Origin of the sequence: Kribbella sp. NPDC056861 (assembly GCF_040687575.1) — a bacterium.
Classification (GTDB): Bacteria; Actinomycetota; Actinomycetes; order Propionibacteriales; family Kribbellaceae; genus Kribbella.
This window is the reverse complement of sequence record NZ_JBFBNQ010000003.1, coordinates 1-19440: the sequence shown is the minus strand read 5'-3', so window position 1 is coordinate 19440 and position 19440 is coordinate 1. Positions and strand designations below refer to the sequence as shown.

The window sequence follows — 19440 nt, the reverse complement described above, 5'->3', positions numbered from 1 at the left end:
CCACGAGGGTCCGGGGGCTCTGGCCGAAGTCGTCCGGGGAGACGAACTCCGGCCTGGGGCCGGAGACACCTGGGGGGATTCAGTGTCTCCGGGCACCGGCGGCTTCCGGGGGAAGAAGCCACCGGCCGAACCGGAAGCCCCGCGGGGGTGGGAGCTTCCGGAAGTCTGGTGGTAGCAACCCCACAATTCTAACGTTCAAATCAAGCCCAACAGACTCAGCTGCCGAGCTGAGCTGTTACTGGTGCCCGGGAGCCTCAGCGCGCGAGGCTCCCGGGCACCAGCTCAGCGTTGGTCCAGCTCGAGCGGCTGGGTGCGGATCCAGCGGGTGGTGGTCTGCTGCCGGCCCATGGCGATCACGTCGCCGGCGGGGCCGGCCGAGAAGACCCGGCTGCGCTGGGTCTGCTGGCGGGAGACGCCGACGCCGCGTTGGACCTCGGCGACCAGCTGGTTCACCCGGTGGCGCAGGACCTCGACCTCCGACTGGAGCTCGAGGATGTGCCGGATGCCCGCCAGGTTCACCCCCTCTTCCTGCGAGAGGTGTTGCACGTAGCGCAGCCGCGCCACGTCGTACGCCGAGTAGCGGCGCCCGCGTCCGCTCGCCCGGCTCGGCGTCACCAGCCCGAGCCGGTCGTACTGCCGCAGGGTCTGCGGGTGCATGCCGGCCAGCTGGGCCGCCACCGAGATCACGTAGATCGGGGTGCGGTCGTCCCAGGTCGGCAGCTGGCTGAACGGGATGCCCATCAGGAACTCCCGAACAACCCGGCACGCAGATCATCGGTCGCCGACGCCGTGCTGAACGCCTGCAGCTTCTCGCGCTGGTCGTCGGTCAGCTCGTGCGGCACCTGGACCTCGATGGTCAGCAACAGGTCACCCTTCGACCCGTCACGTCGCGCCGAGCCCTTGCCCCGGACCCGCAGCTTGCTGCCGTTCGCAGTACCGGCCGGGATCCGGACAGTGACCGGGAGCCCGTCCAGCGTCGGCACCTTGATCTCGGCGCCGAGCGCTGCCTCGGTGAAGCTCACCGGCACCGCCAGCGTCAGGTGCTCGCCCTGCCGGCCGAAGATCCGGTGCGGCTTGACGTGCACGCTCACGTAGAGGTCCCCGGAGGGTCCACCCCGCTCGCCTGCCGCGCCCTTGCCCTTGAGCCGGATCCGCTGTGCGTCCTGCACGCCCGCGGGAATGCGGACCTGCATCGTCTTGCTCGACTGACCGCGGCCGGAGCCGTGGCAGGTCTCGCAAGGCTGGTCGACGACCAGGCCACGCCCCTTGCACTCGGTGCACGGCTCGGTCATCGCGAAGACGCCACCCTGGACCGACGTCTGCATCCCGGTGCCTTCGCACTTGAGACACACCTTCGGCACCGTGCCGTACTTCGCCCCGGTGCCGCGGCACGTCTTGCAGGGCTCGTCGCTGGTCATCCGGAGCGCGACGGTGACACCGTTGACGGCCTCGGCGAACTCGATCGTCGCCTCGGTCTCGATGTCGGCGCCGCGCCGCGGGCGGGCCGTCGAGGTGGTGGCCGTCGTGCGCCCACCACCGCCGAACATGCCGCCCAGGATGTCGCCGAGACCGCCGCCGCTGCCGGCGCCGCCGGGCTGGCCGGACCGGTTGAACAGGTCGCCGACATCGAAGCCGAATCCCTGTCCACCTGCCTGGCCGGCACCGCCCGGCATCCGGAAGCCACCACTGCCGAACAGCCGGCGGGCCTCGTCGTACTCCTTGCGCTTCTTGACGTCTCCGACCACGTCGTACGCCTCGGAGACCTCTTTGAACTTGGCCTCGGCCGACGCGTCCCCGGCGTTGGAGTCCGGGTGGTACTTACGCGCCAGCTTGCGGTAGGCCTTCTTGATCTCGTCCGGCTCAGCCGTCTTGGAGACGCCGAGAACCTTGTAGAAGTCCTTCTCCAACCAGTCTTTCGTACTCATCGACGCCCCACCTCCTCGGGAAGAATGCCTTACTCCGCGGGCTTCTCGGCCTCGCCGTCCCCGGCCGCGGGGGCCGGGAGCTGCTCGGTCGGCTCCGAGACCGCGACCCGGGCCGCCCGCAGGATCCGCTCGCCGAGGCGGTAGCCCGGCTGCATCACCAGCGTCGCGGTCGGACCGTCGACCTCGTCGGAGTAGTTGTGCAGCAGGGCTTCGTGGATGCGCGGATCGAAGGTGTCGCCGACCTCGCCGTACTTGGTCAGGCCCAGCTTCTCGGTGACCCGCTCGACCGACTCGGCGACCGCCTTGAAGGCACCCTCGAGCTCACCCGCCTCGCGGGCCCGGCCGATGTCGTCCAGCGTCTGCAGCAGTTCGGTCAGCACCGACCCGATGACGACCTCGCGGTTCGCCACCCGGTCCCGGTCGACCCGGCGCTTGTAGTTCACGTACTCCGCCTGCAGCCGCTGCAGGTCGGCCGTACGCTCGGCCAGCGCCTCGGTCAGCAGGGCCTCCTGCGCCGACGGCCCGGTCAGGTCCGAGGGCTCCCGCGGCGGCTGGGCGCCCGGCGTACCGGGCATCCCTGCCGCGGGACCGCCCGCGGGGGCCGCCGACTGCTCGGCGGGCTCCCGCAGGTTCCCGGTCTCCGGGTCGATCCGGCGCTTGTCGCGGACGACGGGCTCGCCGTCGCCGAACTCGCTGCCTGGGTCGCGATCGGTCACTTGTCGTCCTCTTGCCTGGAAGAATCACTCGGCTTGTCCTGCGGGCGCTCCTCGTCGACGATCTCCGCGTCGACGACACCGTCGTCGTCGTTGCTGTTCGCGTTGGTGTCGTCGGCCGAGGCGTTCTCGTCCGATCCGCCGGCCGCCTGGGCGTTCGCGTACATCGCGGCGCCCATCTTCTGGCTGGACTGGGACAGCTTCTCGGAGGCGGACTTGATCGCCTCGTCGTCGGTGCCCTCGAGCGCCTTCTTCAGCTCCGCGACGCCGTCCCTGACCTCGGTCTTGACGTCGTCGGGGACCTTGTCCTCGTTCTCCTGCAGGAACTTCTCGGTCTGGTAGACCAGGCCCTCGGACTGGTTGCGGGACTCGACCGCCTCGCGGCGCAGCCGGTCCTCCTCGGCGTACTGCTCGGCGTCGCGGACCATCTGGTCGATGTCGGTCTTCGGCAGCGCGGAGCCACCGGTGACCGTCATCCGCTGCTCCTTGCCGGTGGCCAGGTCCTTGGCGTTGACGTGCACGATGCCGTTCGCGTCGATGTCGAAGGTGACCTCGATCTGCGGCACGTTGCGCGGCGCCGGCGGCAGGCCGGTCAGCTCGAAGTTGCCGAGCGACTTGTTGTCGCGGGCCATCTCGCGCTCGCCCTGGTAGACCTGGATCATCACCGACGGCTGGTTGTCCTCGGCGGTGGTGAAGATCTCCGAGCCCTTGGTCGGGATGGTCGTGTTCCGCTCGATGATCTTGGTGAAGACGCCGCCCTTGGTCTCGATGCCCAGGCTCAGCGGGGTCACGTCGAGCAGCAGGACGTCCTTGACCTCACCCTTCAGCACACCGGCCTGCAGGCTGGCGCCGACGGCGACGACCTCGTCCGGGTTGACGCCCTTGTTCGGGTCCTTGCCGCCGGTCAGCTCCTTGACCAGCTCGGCCACCGCGGGCATCCGGGTGGAGCCACCGACGAGGATGACGTGGTCGACCTTCGACACGTCCACGCCGGCGTCCTTGATGACGGCCTTGAACGGCGCGCGGGCGCGCTCGAGCAGGTCGTTCGTGAGCTTCTGGAACTCGGCCCGGGAGAGCTTCTCCTCCAGGTGCAGCGGGCCGGAGTCGGTCAGGCTCAGGTACGGCAGGTGGATCGAGGTCTCGGCCGCGCTGGACAGCTCGATCTTGGCCTTCTCGGCGGCTTCCTGCAGCCGCTGCATGGCCATCTTGTCGCCGGACAGGTCGGTGCCGTTCTTGTTCTTGAACTGCTTGACCAGCCACTCGACGATCCGCATGTCCCAGTCGTCGCCACCGAGGTGGTTGTCACCGGAGGTGGCCTTCACCTCGAAGACGCCGTCACCGATCTCCAGCAGCGACACGTCGAAGGTGCCGCCACCGAGGTCGAAGACCAGGATGGTCTGCTCGGTGCCCTTGTCCAGCCCGTACGCCAGCGCGGCCGCGGTCGGCTCGTTGACGATCCGGTGCACGTTCAGGCCGGCGATCTCGCCGGCCTCCTTGGTCGCCTGGCGCTGCGCGTCGGAGAAGTAGGCCGGCACGGTGATGACCGCGTCCGTGACCTGCTCCCCGAGGTAGGCCTCGGCGTCCCGCTTCAGCTTCTGCAGCACGAAGGCGCTGATCTGCTGCGGGGTGAACTTCTTGCCGTCGATGGCGACGTTCCAGTCCTCGCCCATGTGGCGCTTGACCGAACGGATCGTCCGGTCGACGTTCGTGGTGGCCTGGCGCTTGGCCACCTCGCCGACCAGGACCTCGCCGTTCTTGGCGAAGGCCACGACCGAGGGCGTCGTACGCGCTCCTTCGGCGTTGGGGATGACGGTGGGCTCGCCACCTTCCAGTACGGCGATGACGGAGTTCGTCGTACCGAGATCGATACCGACCGCGCGGGCCATGTGCGTTACCTCCACGAAGTTGAGTGATGCAGACTCAATGTTGCCTCTCCGAGGGCCCGGATTCAAATCGGGCCGCGGTCCGGATCAGCAGACTTGAGTTCACTGGGCTCAACATTGCCCGACCCCCGGGTCATTCCCAACCCCGGCCCCCGGTTTTCAGGGTTCAGGCGGGGTCAAGCCCTGATCGGACCCCTGCCGCGGAAGGTGTCCCGCGTGGGATGGTGTGCTCGTGAAACTCCGCCCCCTGACGTCAGCCGACGAACCGGCCGTGCTCGCCCTGAACGCCGCCGCCGTCGAGCAGACGGACCCGCTGGGTCCCGACCGGCTGGACTGGCTCCGGCTGATCGCCGCCCATGCCGCCGTGGTGGAGATCGAGGGCGAGATCGCCGCCTTCGTCCTCACCTTCGCGCCCGGCTCCGCCCATGACTCCCTCGACTTCCAGTGGTTCGTGAACACCTACGCCGACCGCTTCCTGCTGCTCGACCGGATCGTGGTCGCCGAGGCGCACCGCCGGACCGGCGTCGCCAGCTCCGTCTACCGCGCCGTCGAACGCGCCGCCAAGCCCTTCGACCGGCTGGTCTGCCGGGTCCAGTCCGACCCGCCCGACGAGGCCTCGCTGGCCTTCCACGCCAAGCGCGGTTTCGTCGAGGTCGGCAAGATCCGCCGCCCCAACGGCACCACCAGCGCGATGTTCTCCAAGGAACTCGCCGACTGAAAAAAGCTCGTCGTACCGGGCTTTTCCATGGACCTGGGCGAATTTCTGGCGAATACTGACGGTCCCCTGCTCAGACCGCACCGTCATCTTCAACGCCCAGGAGTGACTTGCAGATGAGACAAAATTCCGCCCTGCGCTGTGCCGCGATCGCCGCGGCCGCGCTGCTGACCGCGGTCAGCCTCCCAACCACCGCAGTCTCGGCCGCCCCAGCTGCCGTGACCGCTCCGTCCGCCGTCACCTCGCACGGCAGGCTGGCCTATTCGGTCGGCCTCAACACCGCTACCTGGCGGGTCTGTGTCTCCGGCTGGACCGAAGGCCAGAACGCCTCGTACACCGCGATCAGCCGGATCAGCGCCCTCGACGTCAACGCCAGCGGGGTCGGCTGTCCCGGCAGCTGGAACCTGTCGTCCACGGCCGCCAGCTACCCCGACGGCTGGTACGGCGTGACGTCCTGCTTCAACCCAGCAGGCTCGCGCTGCGCCGGTACGTCGATCAAGCTGAACGGCCGCACGGTCACCACCACGACCCAGTGGACCAAGACCGCCACCCACGAGTTCGGCCACGCCGCCGGTCTCGGCCACCGGAGTACGAACTCGTCCTGCATGACGCAGGGCGCCGCTCCGCCGATCGTCACCACGTACGACCAGCACGACAAAGACTCCGTCAACGCGAACTACTGACCCGGCTTCCCCGAAGGGATTGTGCAATGACTCGCACACCTCGCCGGCTCAGCCGGCAGTTCCTCGGCCTCGGCATCAGCGCCGCGGCCCTGACCATCGCTCTGACCGGCTGCGGTAGCCAGCCGACCGTGAGCGCCCCACCACCGGCGGCAGCGGCCGCCGAGCACAACCATGCCGACCACGAGCACTCCGACGCGCACGAGGACGGCTCGCTGGCCAACACGATCGTCGACGAGCCGCTGGCCGGCGCCGATCTGCAGACGCTGACCAAGAGCACCCAGCTGGCCGTCCGCGGCAAGATCACCACGGTCCAGACCGGGGTGCTGCTGGCCAAGGGTGACACGTCGGCGAAGTACTCGGTCTTCACGATCAAGGTCGCCGACACCGCCCGTGGCAAGGCGCAGCCGACGGTCCAGCTCGCCCTGCTGCAGGAGATCTACGGCGCGGCGGTCGTGGTCGAGGAGCGGCCGAACCCGAAGGTGGGTGACGAGGTGGTCGCGTTGATGACCAAGATCGCCCCGGAGTTCAACCACCCGGGCTACGTCCTCACCAGCCAGGCCAGCCTGATGCTGGTGAAGCCGGACGGCCAGGTCGTCGCCGGGATCGAAGGCTCGTCGCCGGTCGCGGCCCAGGCGAAGTCGCTGCGGACCGTGGACCAGGTGCTGGCCACGATCCGTGCGGTGAAGTAGCTGCCTTCCTGAGTGCCCCCGTCCTGGGGGCACTCAGGCTGGACGGCCCGCCACGAAGGTCTGAGTGACCAGCGGGACGCCAGGCCGGTAGGCAAGGTGCAGATACGACGGCGCATCCAGTACTGCGAGGTCGGCACGCGCGCCGATCGTGAGCCGCCCGACATCCGTACGCCGAAGTGCCGCGGCACCTCCCGCAGTGGCAGACCACAACGCCTCAGCAGGCGTCATACGCATCTCCCGAACCGCCAAGGCGATACAGAACGGCATGGACGACGAGTAGCCGCTACCGGGGTTGCAGTCCGTGGCAAGCGCCACCGTCACACCGGCATCCAGCAGCCGCCGAGCATCCGGGTACGGCGAACGCGTGGAGAACTCGATCGCCGGCAGCAGCCCTGCCACCACTCCAGCAGATGCCAGCGCATCCACATCCGCATCCGTCAGGAACGTGCAGTGGTCGGCAGCAGCAGCCCCGACCTCACACGCCACCTGTACGCCGGGCCCCTCCCCCAGCTGGTTCGCATGCACGCGTGCCGACAACCCCACTGCCTGACCGGCCCGCAGAATCGCCCGCGCCTGGTCAGCGTCGAAGGCGCCGCGCTCGACGAAGACGTCCACCCACTTCGCGTGCTTGGCAGCCGCCGTCAGCATCGGCCCGGTCACCAGGTCGACATAGCCCGCCGGATCATCGGCGTACTCCGGGGCAACCACATGCGCCCCAAGGTACGTCGTCTCGTCGGTGAAGCCCGAGGCGATCGCCAGCGAGCGCGACTCGTCGCCGACGGTCAACCCGTAGCCCGACTTGATCTCCACCGTCGTGGTCCCCTGGCGGCGCATCTCCCCGACCAAGCGACCAACGTTCGCGGTCAGTTGCTCGTCAGCAGCGGCACGGGTCGCGGCAACCGTCGTACGGATTCCACCGGCGCTGTAGGGCACACCAGTCATCCGCGCCGCGAACTCCTCCGCGCGATCCCCCGCGAACACCAAGTGCGAATGCGAGTCGACGAAGCCGGGAATCACCGCGCGGTCGCCACAGTCGGCCGAGCTGTCCGCGGCCGGCGCTGCCCGCCGCGAGCCGACCCAGGCGATCTTGCCGCCCTCGATCACCAGCGCCGCGTCGTGCACCTCGCCGAGTGGGCCGCCGTGCGCCGGGTCGTTGGTCACCAGCGAACCGATCCCGGTCAGCAGGAGGGAGCTCATCGCGTCACCGCTTCGATCGAGGCGGTCAGCTCCGCGCCGACCGCCAGCTTCACATGATTGCCTTCAGCCACAACCTGGACGCCGTTCGCGACCACGTCGGTGACATCGGCCGCCGACGCGGCGAAGACCACGGTCTCCACCGACCCGCCGGTCCCTGCCGTCCGGACGGAGTCCAGCCTCAGCGCGACCAGATCGGCGCGCGCGCCGACCTCGATCACCCCGGCATCACCGAACCCGATCGACCGATGCCCGGTCACCGTCGCCGCCGTCAGTAATTCGGCCGCCGACCAGTGCCCACGCTCCTGCGAGGCCAGCCGCTCGTCCAGCTCGACAGCCCGCATCTCCTCGAACAGATCGATCACCGCATGGCTGTCAGATCCCAGTGTGAGCGGGGATCCCGCGTCCCGCAGCGCCACCGAGGGGCCGATGCCGTCGGCAAGATCCCGCTCGGTCGTCGGGCAGAAACACGAGTAGGTCCCCGAACTGCCGAGCAGCCCGACATCCACCGAGGTCAGGTGAGTCGCGTGCACCGCGCTCGTCCGCGGGCCGAGAAATCCCGTCTCATCCAGCACCTGCGACGGAGTCCGCCCGTACGCCGCGAGACAAGCCTCGTTCTCAGCCACCTGCTCGGACAAATGCACATGCAAAGGGGCCTCGGGCAACAATGACGCAACCGCATTCAACTGTTCCTGCGGCACACCGCGAACCGAATGCGCCGCAGCACCGATCACCACGTCTTCCGCGCCGCGCAACTGCCCGACCCGAGCGCCCCACGCGACCGCATCGCCGTCACTGAAGCGTTGTTGTACTTCGTTCAGCGGCTGATCGATTCCGCCTGCCAGATAACAGGTGTCGAGCAGGGCGATCCGCAGGCCGACATCCCGCGCTGCCGCGATCAAGGCCTCGCCCATCGCGTTCGGATCGTCGTACCGGCGGCCACCGGGGGCGTGATGGAGATAGTGGAACTCGCCGACCGACGTGATCCCGGCCAGCACCATCTCGCCGTACACGGCTCGGGCCAGTCGGTAATAGCTGTCGGGGGTGAGCACCGACGCCACGGAGTACATCTGCTCGCGCCAGGTCCAGAAGGTGCCGCGCTCGGTCTGCGTGCGGCCACGCAGCGCGCGGTGGAAGGCATGACTGTGGCAGTTGGCCAGGCCCGGAATCACCAAGCCGTCGAGCCGTACCGCGGTACCGGGCTCGGCGTCGGCGGTGATCGCGGTGAACCGACCGTCGACCACCTCGATCAGGACGGATGACGCGATTCCTGTTGGCAGCAAGGCCTGCGCGCACCAGTACGCGGTCACCGGGCGAGATCCTTCAGCACCGTCGCCAACGCCTCGACCCCGGCCAGACAGTCGTCCATCTCGGCGTTCTCCGCCGGTGAGTGGGAGATCCCGGTCGGGTTCCGCACGAACAGCATCGCGGTCGGGATACCGGCATCGGAGAACACCCCGGCGTCATGCCCGGCTCCGGTAGGCAGCACCGGAGCGTCACCCAGTACTGCGCTCAGGCGATCTCTCAAGCCGGGTTGGAAGTCCACGATCGGCGAGACCGACTCCGGCACCATCACCACCTGCGTGCCGTCCCGCTCGGCCCGCTCGGTCGCCTGCCTGGTAATTGCTTCGAGCAACGATTCGAGCACCTCGCCGCTGGCGGCCCGGGCGTCCAGCCAGGCGGTCACCTGCGACGGTACGGCGTTGGTCCCGTTCGGCTCGACCGAGAGCCGGCCGAAGGTCGCCCGCGCACCGGCCAGCCGGGCCTGCTTGTTGGCGGCCAGCGCGGTCATCGCGTAGGTCAGCATCGGGTCGTGCCGGTCCTCCATCAGCGTCGTACCGGCGTGGTTCGCCTCGCCGGTGAAGGTGAACCGGAACCGTCCGTGCGGCCAGATCGAGCTCGCCACTCCTACCGGTGCGGTGAGCGCGCGGCCTTGCTCGACGTGCAACTCGACGAAGGTCCCCATCCGGGAGAGCAACGGCGAAGGACCCACCCGATCCAGGTCGACCCCGTGATCCTTCAGCGTGTCCGCCAACGAGACGCCGGTCCGATCCGTCAGCTTCAGGGCCTTCTCCGGGGTGAGCACCCCGGTGGCGATCCGTGATCCGAGACAGGGCATCCCGAACCGCGAGCCCTCCTCCTCGACGAACGCTCCGACCCCGATCGGCACTGAGGGCGTGAACCCCTCGGCCCGCAGCTGATCGACCGCCGAGAGCGCCGAGACGACGCCGAGTGGCCCGTCGAAGGCACCACCGTCGATCACCGAGTCGAGATGACTACCGGTCACGACGCCCGGCAGCCGCGCTCCCCGCGCGGTACCGATGGTCCCCGGTGTGTCCTCTCCCGGTTCCCACCAGGCGACCAGGTTGCCGAGGGCGTCCGACTCCAGCGTCAGGCCCCGGGACTCGCACTGGGCGGTGAACCAGGCGGTCGCCTCGCGCTCGCTGGGCGTCCAGCCACCCCGGTGATACCCGCCGGACGAAGGGTCCCTCCCGATCGCGGCAAGGTCCGCCCACAGTTGCTCGAACGACTCGGTCACGCGTACTCCTCCATGATGACGACATGGCAAGGGGCCGCCCGGACAGCGTGTCCAGGCGACCCCTAGCGGGTTGGATCAGGACAGCGGGTTCTTCGACAGCCAGTCCTTGGCCACCGCGTCAGCGCTCTCCGCGCCGCCGCCGATCCGCTTGACCATGTCGGTCAGCGACTCGGTGGTCAGCTTCGCCTGCACCGCGTTCAGCGTGGACGCCACATCGGGGCTCTTGTGGTCGGTCCGGATCAGCGGAACGATGTTGTTCGGCAGGTGGATGTGCTCCGGGTCCTCGAGGATGACCAGGTTGTTGTCCTTGATCGCCGACTGGGTGGTGAAGAACTGGGTCACCTGGATGGTGTTGTCCTTCAGCGCCTTCAGGCTCAGCGGGCCGCCCGGGTCGAGGGTCTTGAACTCCTTGAACTCGACGCCGTACTTGTCCTTCATACCGGCCAGGCCCGCGGTCCGGGTCTTGAACTCGGGTCCACCGCCGGCCACCAGCGTCTTGCTGACCGCCTTCAGGTCGGCGATCGACTTCAGCGAGTACTTGTCGGCCGTCTCCTTGGTCACCACGATGGCGTCCTCGTCGGTGGCCTTGGACTTGTCCAGCACCTCGAGGCCCTTCGGCAGCACGCCGGGGATCGCCTTGTAGACGGCCTCTTCCTCGTTCTCGGTGGCGTCCTTCTTGAAGTAGACCAGGGTGGCGCCGGTGTACTCCGGCAGCAGGTCGACCGACTTGTCCTGGATCGCGGCCATGTAGAGCTCACGCGCGCCGATGTTGAGCTTCTTGCTGACCTTGATGCCCTTGGCCTCCAGCGCCTGGGCGTAGATCTCGGCCAGCAGCTGGCTCTCCGGGAAGTTGGCCGAACCGACCGTCAGCGAGTCGACCTTGTCGGGCGCCGAACCGCCGCCCGCGTCGCCACCGCCACCCAGCGGGTCGTCGTTCCCGCCACCGCACGCCGACAGCGCGAGCACGGCGGTGGCGGCGATGGCGCCGATGAAGGTTCTTCTGAACACGGGTCCTCCAGGGTCCTGACTACACTCCGGCCGGTGCCGGAGCAGTTGATGTCTTGGTGTCGACGGCGCGCCGCCGCCGGCCGGTCAGCCCGGCCGACACGGCGTACCGGCCGAGGGCGGCGAAGAAGAGATCGAGCAGGATCGCCAGTACGGCGACCAGCACCGCGCCGGTCAGCATCTGCGGGAAGTCCCGCAGGCTGAGCCCGTCGATCACGTAACGCCCCAGGCCGCCGAGCGCGACGTACGCCGCGACGGTGGCGGTGGAGACGATCTGCAGAGTGGCACTGCGCAGCCCCGAGATGATCAGCGGCAGCGCGATCGGGATCTCCACCTTGGTGAGGATCTCCCGGCCGGTCATGCCCATCCCGCGGGCGGCGTCGATGGTGGCCCGGTCGACCCCGGAGACGCCGGCGAAGGTGGAGGCCATGATCGGCGGGATGCCGAGCACGACCAGGGCGATGATCACCGGCACCTTGCCGATCCCGATCAGCAGCACCACCAGGGTCAGCAGCCCCAGCGTCGGCAGCGCGCGGGCGGCGTTGCCGGTGTTGATCGCGATGAACGCGCCCTTGCGGGTGTGGCCGATCAGCAACCCGATCGGCAACGCGATCAGGGTCGCGATCGCCAGCGACAGGAAGGTGTAGCCGAGGTGCTGCAGAATCCGGTTGCCGATGCCTTCGGCGCCGGCCCAGTTGGCCGAGTCGCTGATGAAGTCGAACATGCCCTGCAACATGTCAGGCCTCCTTCACCGGGCTGTTGACCCGGGCCCACGGCGTCAGACCCCGTTGGAGCGTGACCAGCAGGACGTCGGCGACCAGGGCCAGCGCGAGCGAGAGCACCACGCCGACCACGATCGGGGTGAGGAAGTCCTGCTGGAAGCCGGAGGTGAACAGCTCGCCCAGGCCGCCGATGCCGATGATGGCGCCGACACTGACCATCGAGATGTTCGCGACCGTGACGACCCGCAGACCGGCGAAGATGACCGGGACGGCGATCGGCAGGTCGATGGTCAGCACCCTTCGCAGGGTTCCATAGCCCATCGACACTGCGGCCTGCAGCACGTCCTCGGGGACCGATCGCAGACCGTCGATCACGTTGCGGATCAGCAGCGAGACCGCGTAGATGGTCAGCGCCACGATGATGTTGATCGAGGAGAGCACCTTGGTGCCCAGGATCGCCGGCAGCACGATGAACAGCGCGATCGAGGGCAGCGAGTACAGCACGCCACCCAGGGCGACCAGCGGGTTCGCCAGCCAGCTGTACCGCGTTGCGACGTACCCGAGCGGGATGGCGATCAGCAGCCCGAGAATCATCGGCACCAGCGCCAGGTACAGGTGCTCGCGCAGTTGCTCCCAGATCAGCGTGGTGTTGTCACCGACCCAGGTCATGGCCGCAGCACCCCGGCGAGCGCGGTGTAGTCGATCACGCCGACCGCCTTGCCCGCGTCGTCGACGCAGACGCCTTGGCCCGCGGTCGAGGTCAGTACGGAGTCCAGCGCCGCCCGCAGCGAGTCGCCGAGCTGGAAGGTGGCGCCGATCGGCAGCGTCTCGCCACCGCGCTGCCAGCTGAGCGGCTTGCCCTCGGGGCTCAGCTGAAGATCGTCGGGCAGCGGCGCCAGCGGCAGGTCCTCTGCCTTCAGGAAGGTCAGTTTGCGATAGCCACGGTCCTGGCCGATGAAGCTCTCGACGAACTCGTCGGCCGGGTTGGCCAGCAGCTCGGCCGGCGGCGCGAACTGGGCCAGCTTGCCGCCGACCCGCAGTACCGCGACGTTGTCGCCGAGCTTGATCGCCTCGTCGATGTCGTGCGTGACGAAGACGATCGTCTTACCGATATCGCGTTGCAGCCGGAGCAGCTCCTCCTGGAGCTGGTGCCGCACGATCGGGTCGACCGCGCTGAACGGCTCGTCCATCAGCATGATCTTCGGGTCGGCCGCCAGCGCCCGGGCGACGCCGACGCGTTGCTGCTGGCCGCCGGACAGCTGGGCCGGATACCGCTCGGCCAGCTTCAGGTCGAGGCCGACCCGCTCCAGCAGCTCCATCGCCGTGTCCCGGGTCTTCTTCTTGTCCCAGCCCAGCAGCTTCGGCACCGTCGCGACGTTGTCGACCACGGTCTTGTGCGGGAACAGCCCGGCGTGCTGGATCACGTAGCCGATGCCCCGCCGCAGGGTGACCGGATCGCCGTCGTTGATGTCCTCGCCGTCGATCGAGATCCGCCCGCTGCTGCGCTCGATGGTCCGGTTGATCATCCGCAGCGAGGTGGTCTTGCCGCAGCCCGAAGGTCCGACGAACACGGTGATCTCGTTGCTCGGGATCCGCAGGCTCAGCTGATCGACGGCGACCGTGCCGTCGGGGTACTGCTTGGTGACATCTTCGAACTCGATCATGGCGCCCCTTCGCGCTCGTCGGAGATCGCCCGAACGATCCTAGGGGACCGAGAGCCCGCTAACACGCTATTAGCGGGCGTCTCGACCCTTAAGAAAGTGCACCTTAGCGCTATGGATTGCTCCGGTCGCACAGTGCAGCAATCAGTTCTCCCGCATCGGGACCCTGACGCCTCGCTCGGTGGCTACTTCTTCTGCTCGTTCGTACCCGGCATCGACATGCCGAATCACACCCATCGCCGGATCGTTGGTCAGCACCCGCTCCAGCTTCTGCCGGGCAAGGTCGGTGCCGTCGGCAACCGAGACCTGGCCGGCGTGGATCGAGCGGCCCATCCCGACGCCGCCGCCATGGTGGATCGAGACCCAGGAGGCGCCGCTGGAGACGTTCACCATCGCGTTCAGCAGCGGCCAGTCCGCGATCGCGTCCGAGCCGTCCAGCATCCCCTCGGTCTCCCGGTACGGCGAGGCGACGCTGCCGGTGTCGAGGTGGTCGCGCCCGATCACGATCGGCGCGTCCAGCTCACCCGAGGCCACCATGTCGTTGAATCGCAGGCCCGCCTTGTCCCGCTCGCCCTGGCCGAGCCAGCAGATCCGGGCCGGCAGCCCCTGGAACGCGACCCGCTCCTGCGCCATCTTGATCCAGCGGGTCAGGTGCTCGTTGTCCGGGAACAGGTCGAGGATCGCCTGGTCGGTGCGGTGGATGTCCCGCGGGTTGCCGGACAGCGCGGCCCACCGGAACGGGCCCTTGCCCTCGCAGAACAGCGGCCGGATGTACGCCGGTACGAAGCCCGGGAACTCGAACGCCCGGCCGTACCCCGCCTTGCGCGCCTCGTCGCGGATCGAGTTGCCGTAGTCGAACACCTCGGCGCCGGCGTCCTGGAAGCCGACCATCGCCTCGACGTGCCGGGCCATCGACTCCTGCGCGAGATTGGTGAACCCGGCCGGGTCCTTCTCCCGCGCGGTGGTCCAGTCCTCGAAGTCGATACTCGCCGGCAGGTACATCAGCGGGTCGTGCGCCGAGGTCTGGTCGGTGACGATGTCGATCGGCGCGCCCTTGGCGAGCAGCTCAGGCACCATCAGCGCCGCATTGCCCAGTACGCCGATGGACAGCGGCCGGCGCGCCGCCTTGGCCTCCTCGGCGAGCCGCAGGGCGTCGTCGAGCGACGTCGCCCGGACGTCGAGGTACCGGTGCTCGATCCGCCGGTCGATCCGGGTGGAGTCGACGTCGATGCAGATCGCCACGCCGTCGTTCATCGTGACGGCCAGCGGCTGCGCGCCACCCATCCCGCCGAGCCCGGCAGTAACCGTGATGGTGCCGGCCAGCGTGCCGCCGAACTTCTTCGCGGCGACCGCGGCGAACGTCTCGTAGGTGCCCTGCAGGATGCCCTGGGTGCCGATGTAGATCCACGAGCCGGCCGTCATCTGGCCGTACATGGTCAGGCCCATCGCCTCGAGCTTGCGGAACTCCTCCCAGTTGGCCCAGTCGCCGACCAGGTTGGAGTTCGCGATCAGCACCCGCGGCGCCCACTCGTGGGTCTGCATCACGCCGACCGGCTTACCCGACTGCACCAGCATCGTCTCGTCGTTCTTCAACGTGGTCAGCGTTCTGACCATCGCGTCGAACGAGTTCCAGTTCCGTGCGGCCTTCCCGGAGCCGCCGTAGACGACCAGCTCGTCGGGGTGCTCGGCCACCTCCGGGTCGAGGTTGTTCTGCAGCATCCGCAGGGCGGCCTCCTGCGGCCAGCCCTGCGCGGTGAGGGTGGTGCCGCGGGCGGCGCGAACGGGACGGGGTCCGGACATGTGTGATCCAGCCTCTCAGTTCAGTGGGCCGGTGACGGCCTGGACAGCGGACAAGTAGGTGCCGTCAGCAACGAGCTGGACGGAGTGTTCGATCTCTGGGGCGAGGTGCCGATCGGTGCCCGGCCCTTCCACGTGCTCGCGCAACTTGCCCCGTACTGCGGCAGTGGCGGGCGAGGGCTCCAGCGGCGCACGCATGTCGAGTGCTCGCGCGGCGGTGAGGATCTCCACCGCCAGCACCCTTTGCAGACCGTCGATGCTCTTGCGCAGCTTGCGGGCGGCGGACCAGCCCATCGAGACGTGGTCCTCCTGCATCGCGCTGCTCGGGATCGAGTCGACGCTCGCCGGGACCGCGAGCCGCTTGAGCTCGGAGACGATCGCGGCCTGGGTGTACTGCGCGATCATGTGGCCGGAGTCGACCCCGGGATCGTCGGCCAGGAAGGCGTTCAGCCCGTGGTTGCGGGCGACGTCGAGGAACCGGTCGGTACGCCGTTCGCTGATGCTGGCGACGTCCGCGACGGCGATCGCCAGGAAGTCCAGCACGTAGCCGACGGGCGCTCCGTGGAAGTTGCCGTTCGACTCGACCCGACCGTCGGGGAGGACGACCGGGTTGTCGATCGCGGCGGCCAGTTCCCGGCCGGCGACAGCGGCGGCATGGCTCACCGTGTCGCGCGCGGCTCCATGAACCTGCGGCGAACACCGCAGCGAATAGGCATCCTGTACGCGGTTGCAGTCCGGCCCGCGATGGCTCGCGACAATCCCACTGTCAGCCAGTACTGCGCGCAGGTTGCCGGCGGCCGCGCCCTGCCCGGGGTGCGGGCGGAGGGCCTGCAGGTCCGCGGCGAACACGCGATCGGTGGCGAGCTGGCCCTCGACGCTCATCGCGGCGGCGATGTCGGCGGTCTTCAGCAACCGGTCCAGGTCGGCCAGCGCGAGCACCAGCATGCCGAGCATGCCGTCGGTGCCGTTGATCAGCGCCAGACCTTCCTTCTCGGCCAGGACGACCGGCTTGAGTCCGTGCTGGGCGAGCGCGTCGGCGGTGTCCAGGAGATTGCCGTCGGCATCGCGAACCTTGCCTTCACCCATCACGGCCAGCGCGACGTGCGACAGCGGGGCCAGGTCGCCGGAGCAACCGAGGCTGCCGTACTCGTGCACCACGGGGGTGAGCTGGGCGTTCAGCAGCCCGGCGTACGCCTGAGCGGTCTCGACCTTCACCCCGGTCCGGCCGGTCGCGAGCGTGGACAGTCGGAGCAGGGCGAGCGCGCGGACAACCTCGGTCTCGACCTCAGGGCCGGAGCCGGCCGCATGTGACCTGACCAGGCTGCGCTGCAGCTGGGCTCGGAGCTCCGGCGCGATGTGCCGTGTCGCGAGTGCTCCGAATCCGGTGGAGACGCCGTAGTGCGGTGTATCCGCATGCGCCAGCGCCTCGATGGCCGCCCGCGACTTCGCGATCTCCTCGAGCGCCTGGTCGTCGATCCGCACCGGCGCGTTGTAGCGCGCCACCGCGACGACGTCCGCCGGACTGAGCGGTCCGACGCCGACGATCACGGCGTCGGCTGTCACTGCCTGGGATGTTTGGCTGTTCACTCGCCCATTGCACCCTGCCACCTGTCCCGGCGATAGCACCGCCACCCATCAGCCGTCTCAGATGCGAGACATCTGCAGGTCAGTGCAGTGCTGAACCTGGGTGGAAATAGGGTTGGGGGATGGGGTTCGGGATTCGGGTGGCCACGCCGGCTGATGCGGTGGGGATTGCGGCGGTGTGGGCTGCGGCGATGCCACATTTGGTGAAGACCGCTCGTGGGGTTGAGGCGGAGCTTCGGAAGAGCACTACCCGGGTGGTGCTGATCGCCGTTGAGGATGACGCGGTCGTGGGCTACGGGAACATCTATCAGCCGCCGCCGAGTGCAGTGGAGCCCCGGGTGCGGATCACCGTGCAGGTGCCGCCTGCGCATCGCGGGCGGGGGATCGGCAGCGCGCTCGCTGAGCGAGTTACCGCGGTGGCGGTTGAGGCGGGGGCTCACAGTCTGCTGATTGTTGTCGCGGACGAGGATGCGTTCAAGGGGTTCGCCGCGCGGCGTGGGTTCGAGATCGGGCGGCAGATGAGTCACTCGCGCGCCGAGCTCAGCGCAGTACCGGAGCCTGTGGCTGTGCCGGCTGATCTGCAACTGGTCGACTTCACCGGGATCGAGCCGCGGCGGCTGTGGGAGGCCCATGTGGCGGTGGCCGGGGATGATCCGAGCGGGTTGTCGCACATCTCGGCGTACGACGATTGGCTGAAGCACGACTTCGACCACCCGGACATGCGGCTCGACCTGAGTGTCGCGCTGCTTGACGGGGACCAGGTCGTCTCGTTCGTGACCACCACGGCTGATCCGGAGCGGCGGGTGATCTGGTCCAACCTGACCGGGACCGTTCCGGCGTACCGGGGGCGGGGACTCGCCAAGGTGGTGAAGTCGGCGGCGCTCACGCGGAGTCGTGATGCCGGCTTCGAGCAGGCGTTCACCGGGAACGACGCAGGCAACGCACCGATGCTCGCGGTCAACGATTGGCTCGGCTACCGGGTATCGGCGGCTGCCTGGACCGCGGAGAAGGAACTGTGACCCGGTTCTTCCTCTCGGTGGGGTTCTTCGCCGCCTTGTCGGTGGGCGTCGGCTTCCTGATGTCAGGCAATGATTCCTTCGACTGGGGGATGGCGCTCGGCCTGTTCGCGCTCGCCCTGGCCGGCGAGGGGCTACGACTCTGGATTCGGCGCGGCCGCGCCGGGAGTCGTCAATCGTCCGAAATCTGAGACAGGGCAGCTAGTCTCACTGTTGTGAGCGGCAACGTTCCCGCGTCGACCCGGACGCTGCGAGTGCTGACGTTCCTGGCGACTCAGCCCGGAGCGGTACCGATGGAGCGCATCGCCTCCGCGGTCGGACTGCCGCGCTCGTCGACGTACCACTTGCTGAAGGCAATGATCAGCGAAGGCTTCGTGGTGCACCTGCCGGAGGAGAAGCGGTACGGGCTCGGGGTCGCCGCGTTCGAGATCGGCTCTGCGTACCTGCGCCACGATCCGCTCGAGCGGCTGGCCCGGCCGTTGCTGGCCCAACTGGTCGCCGAGGTCGGCCAGACCGCGCATCTCGGCGTACTGCATGGGCGTGAGCTCGTCTATCTGCTGAAGGAACAGCCGCCACGGCCGGTCACTCTGGTCACCGACATCGGTGTCCGGCTCCCCGCGACCTTGACTGCTTCCGGGCGTGCCCTGCTGGCAGCGCTGCCGCCGGCCCAGGTCCGCGCGTTGTTTCCCACTCCGGAGAGCTTCGTACGGCGTACTGATCACGGTCCGCAGACTCTCAGCCAGCTCCGGCGGATCCTCGCTGACGAGAAACGGCAGGGCTACGCGGTCGAGGACTCGCACATCACGCCAGGCGTTGCCTCGGTGGCAAGTGCGGCTGTGGATTATGCGGGGCATCCGGTGGCAGCGATCAGTATCAGTTTCCGGACTGATGCGATCCCGGCCGGTGAGCGGTTCATGTTGGCGCGGCGGACTCGGCAGGCCGCGGACGCGTTGACCAGGCGCCTCAGCCACTAAAATGTTTCTGGGGTAAACACATTAAGGGCCACCCCTTGCGGGGTGGCCCTTAACAGTGTGAATGTCCGGCGACGTCCTACTCTCCCACGACCTACCGGTCGCAGTACCATCGGCGCTGTCAGGCTTAACTTCCAGGTTCGGAATGGAGACTGGGTGTTTCCCCGACGCTATGGTCACCGTAACTCTATAGAAATATCAACCAACCACACACCAAGCCACTTCCCACCCCTCGTGGGGTGGGTGTTGCTGGGGGTTGACCGTATTTCGGGAACCGTATAGTGGACGCAGATCATCTTCGCAGCAAGTGTCTTTGTTGCCAACCAGTGGTTGGTGTTGAGAC

Annotated in this window: 19 protein-coding genes and 1 rRNA gene; 6 read left to right on the top strand and 14 right to left on the bottom strand. The window is 68.4% G+C overall.

The window, feature by feature from the left end; genetic code table 11:
• Positions 1–282 precede the first annotated feature (282 nt).
• From AB0P21_RS13805 to dnaK, 4 genes are read right to left on the bottom strand one after another with little or no spacing between them, the layout of a single operon-like run.
• Complete coding sequence (locus AB0P21_RS13805) at positions 283–741, bottom strand: helix-turn-helix transcriptional regulator (RefSeq protein WP_363696541.1); 459 nt, start codon at positions 739–741, stop codon at positions 283–285.
• Positions 741–1925 (bottom strand): molecular chaperone DnaJ, encoded by a 1185-nt coding sequence (dnaJ, locus tag AB0P21_RS13800; RefSeq protein WP_363696539.1) that lies wholly within the window; start codon positions 1923–1925, stop codon positions 741–743. Before dnaJ ends, AB0P21_RS13805 begins: the two co-directional genes overlap by 1 nt.
• Before the next feature lie 29 nt (positions 1926–1954).
• Positions 1955–2641: a nucleotide exchange factor GrpE gene (gene grpE, locus AB0P21_RS13795; protein WP_363696537.1), complete on the bottom strand. Its 687-nt coding sequence runs from the start codon at positions 2639–2641 to the stop codon at positions 1955–1957.
• Positions 2638–4524, bottom strand: a complete 1887-nt coding sequence (gene dnaK, locus AB0P21_RS13790; RefSeq protein WP_363698414.1) for a molecular chaperone DnaK — start codon at positions 4522–4524, stop codon at positions 2638–2640. The genes grpE and dnaK overlap by 4 nt, the downstream gene beginning before the upstream one ends.
• Before the next feature lie 229 nt (positions 4525–4753).
• Between dnaK and AB0P21_RS13785 the strand changes: the two genes are divergently transcribed.
• The 3 genes from AB0P21_RS13785 to AB0P21_RS13775 all read left to right on the top strand — a co-directional run bounded on the left by AB0P21_RS13785 (position 4754) and on the right by AB0P21_RS13775 (position 6608).
• Positions 4754–5239 carry a GNAT family N-acetyltransferase gene (locus tag AB0P21_RS13785; RefSeq protein WP_363696535.1) on the top strand — a complete coding sequence of 162 codons (486 nt, stop codon included), beginning with the start codon at positions 4754–4756 and terminating at the stop codon, positions 5237–5239.
• Between the two features lie 113 nt (positions 5240–5352).
• Entirely contained in the window at positions 5353–5919 is a 567-nt protein-coding gene (locus tag AB0P21_RS13780; protein ID WP_363696533.1) for a matrixin family metalloprotease, read from the top strand.
• Between the two features lie 26 nt (positions 5920–5945).
• On the top strand, positions 5946–6608 hold the full coding sequence (locus AB0P21_RS13775; protein WP_363696531.1) for a hypothetical protein: 663 nt from the start codon (positions 5946–5948) through the stop codon (positions 6606–6608).
• 33 nt (positions 6609–6641) lie between these two features.
• Here the strand turns inward: AB0P21_RS13775 and hutI are convergent, their stop codons facing one another.
• The 9 genes from hutI to hutH all read right to left on the bottom strand — a co-directional run bounded on the left by hutI (position 6642) and on the right by hutH (position 17089).
• Positions 6642–7805: an imidazolonepropionase gene (gene hutI / locus AB0P21_RS13770; RefSeq protein ID WP_363696529.1), complete on the bottom strand. Its 1164-nt coding sequence runs from the start codon at positions 7803–7805 to the stop codon at positions 6642–6644.
• The gene (locus AB0P21_RS13765; protein ID WP_363696527.1) at positions 7802–9112 is read right to left on the bottom strand and encodes a formimidoylglutamate deiminase; all 1311 of its coding nucleotides are present in this window, start codon (positions 9110–9112) and stop codon (positions 7802–7804) included. The genes hutI and AB0P21_RS13765 overlap by 4 nt, the downstream gene beginning before the upstream one ends.
• Entirely contained in the window at positions 9109–10341 is a 1233-nt protein-coding gene (locus AB0P21_RS13760; RefSeq protein WP_363696526.1) for an allantoate amidohydrolase, read from the bottom strand. The genes AB0P21_RS13765 and AB0P21_RS13760 overlap by 4 nt, the downstream gene beginning before the upstream one ends.
• A gap of 75 nt (positions 10342–10416) precedes the next feature.
• Positions 10417–11349 (bottom strand): ABC transporter substrate-binding protein, encoded by a 933-nt coding sequence (locus AB0P21_RS13755; RefSeq protein ID WP_363696525.1) that lies wholly within the window; start codon positions 11347–11349, stop codon positions 10417–10419.
• Positions 11350–11368: 19 nt separating this feature from the next.
• The gene (locus AB0P21_RS13750) at positions 11369–12082 is read right to left on the bottom strand and encodes an ABC transporter permease (protein ID WP_363696523.1); all 714 of its coding nucleotides are present in this window, start codon (positions 12080–12082) and stop codon (positions 11369–11371) included.
• Between the two features lies 1 nt (position 12083).
• Positions 12084–12737 carry an ABC transporter permease subunit gene (locus AB0P21_RS13745; RefSeq protein ID WP_363696522.1) on the bottom strand — a complete coding sequence of 218 codons (654 nt, stop codon included), beginning with the start codon at positions 12735–12737 and terminating at the stop codon, positions 12084–12086.
• A complete protein-coding gene (locus AB0P21_RS13740) occupies positions 12734–13732 on the bottom strand; it encodes an ABC transporter ATP-binding protein (RefSeq protein WP_363696521.1) in 999 nt (332 codons plus the stop codon). Before AB0P21_RS13740 ends, AB0P21_RS13745 begins: the two co-directional genes overlap by 4 nt.
• A 141-nt stretch (positions 13733–13873) precedes the next feature.
• Positions 13874–15529, bottom strand: coding sequence for a urocanate hydratase (hutU, locus tag AB0P21_RS13735; protein ID WP_363696520.1), 1656 nt, complete (start codon positions 15527–15529; stop codon positions 13874–13876).
• 15 nt (positions 15530–15544) lie between these two features.
• A complete protein-coding gene (hutH, locus tag AB0P21_RS13730; RefSeq protein WP_363696519.1) occupies positions 15545–17089 on the bottom strand; it encodes a histidine ammonia-lyase in 1545 nt (514 codons plus the stop codon).
• Between the two features lie 143 nt (positions 17090–17232).
• Here hutH and AB0P21_RS13725 point away from each other — a divergent pair, with 143 nt between their 5' ends.
• The 3 genes from AB0P21_RS13725 to AB0P21_RS13715 are packed head-to-tail and all read left to right on the top strand — an operon-like array spanning position 17233 to position 19100.
• The gene (locus AB0P21_RS13725) at positions 17233–18129 is read left to right on the top strand and encodes a GNAT family N-acetyltransferase (RefSeq protein WP_363696518.1); all 897 of its coding nucleotides are present in this window, start codon (positions 17233–17235) and stop codon (positions 18127–18129) included.
• Positions 18126–18317, top strand: coding sequence for a hypothetical protein (locus AB0P21_RS13720; protein WP_363696516.1), 192 nt, complete (start codon positions 18126–18128; stop codon positions 18315–18317). Before AB0P21_RS13725 ends, AB0P21_RS13720 begins: the two co-directional genes overlap by 4 nt.
• Positions 18318–18341: 24 nt before the next feature.
• The gene (locus tag AB0P21_RS13715) at positions 18342–19100 is read left to right on the top strand and encodes an IclR family transcriptional regulator (RefSeq protein ID WP_363696514.1); all 759 of its coding nucleotides are present in this window, start codon (positions 18342–18344) and stop codon (positions 19098–19100) included.
• A gap of 63 nt (positions 19101–19163) precedes the next feature.
• On the opposite strand, the gene rrf is transcribed toward AB0P21_RS13715, so the two are convergent.
• A 5S ribosomal RNA gene (rrf, locus tag AB0P21_RS13710) occupies positions 19164–19281 on the bottom strand.
• Positions 19282–19440 lie beyond the last annotated feature (159 nt).

Excerpts from the sequence above, each read along its gene's own strand:
- hutI (WP_363696529.1), bottom strand. The coding sequence starts at position 7,805 with ATGAGCTCCCTCCTGCTGACCGGGATCGGTTCGCTGGTGACCAACGAC.
- dnaJ (WP_363696539.1), bottom strand. The coding sequence starts at position 1,925 with ATGAGTACGAAAGACTGGTTGGAGAAGGACTTCTACAAGGTTCTCGGC.
- AB0P21_RS13750 (WP_363696523.1), bottom strand. The coding sequence starts at position 12,082 with ATGTTGCAGGGCATGTTCGACTTCATCAGCGACTCGGCCAACTGGGCC.
- AB0P21_RS13780 (WP_363696533.1), top strand. The coding sequence starts at position 5,353 with ATGAGACAAAATTCCGCCCTGCGCTGTGCCGCGATCGCCGCGGCCGCG.
- AB0P21_RS13740 (WP_363696521.1), bottom strand. The coding sequence starts at position 13,732 with ATGATCGAGTTCGAAGATGTCACCAAGCAGTACCCCGACGGCACGGTC.
- AB0P21_RS13805 (WP_363696541.1), bottom strand. The coding sequence starts at position 741 with ATGGGCATCCCGTTCAGCCAGCTGCCGACCTGGGACGACCGCACCCCG.
- hutU (WP_363696520.1), bottom strand. The coding sequence starts at position 15,529 with ATGTCCGGACCCCGTCCCGTTCGCGCCGCCCGCGGCACCACCCTCACC.
- AB0P21_RS13725 (WP_363696518.1), top strand. The coding sequence starts at position 17,233 with ATGGGGTTCGGGATTCGGGTGGCCACGCCGGCTGATGCGGTGGGGATT.
- AB0P21_RS13745 (WP_363696522.1), bottom strand. The coding sequence starts at position 12,737 with ATGACCTGGGTCGGTGACAACACCACGCTGATCTGGGAGCAACTGCGC.
- AB0P21_RS13775 (WP_363696531.1), top strand. The coding sequence starts at position 5,946 with ATGACTCGCACACCTCGCCGGCTCAGCCGGCAGTTCCTCGGCCTCGGC.
- dnaK (WP_363698414.1), bottom strand. The coding sequence starts at position 4,524 with ATGGCCCGCGCGGTCGGTATCGATCTCGGTACGACGAACTCCGTCATC.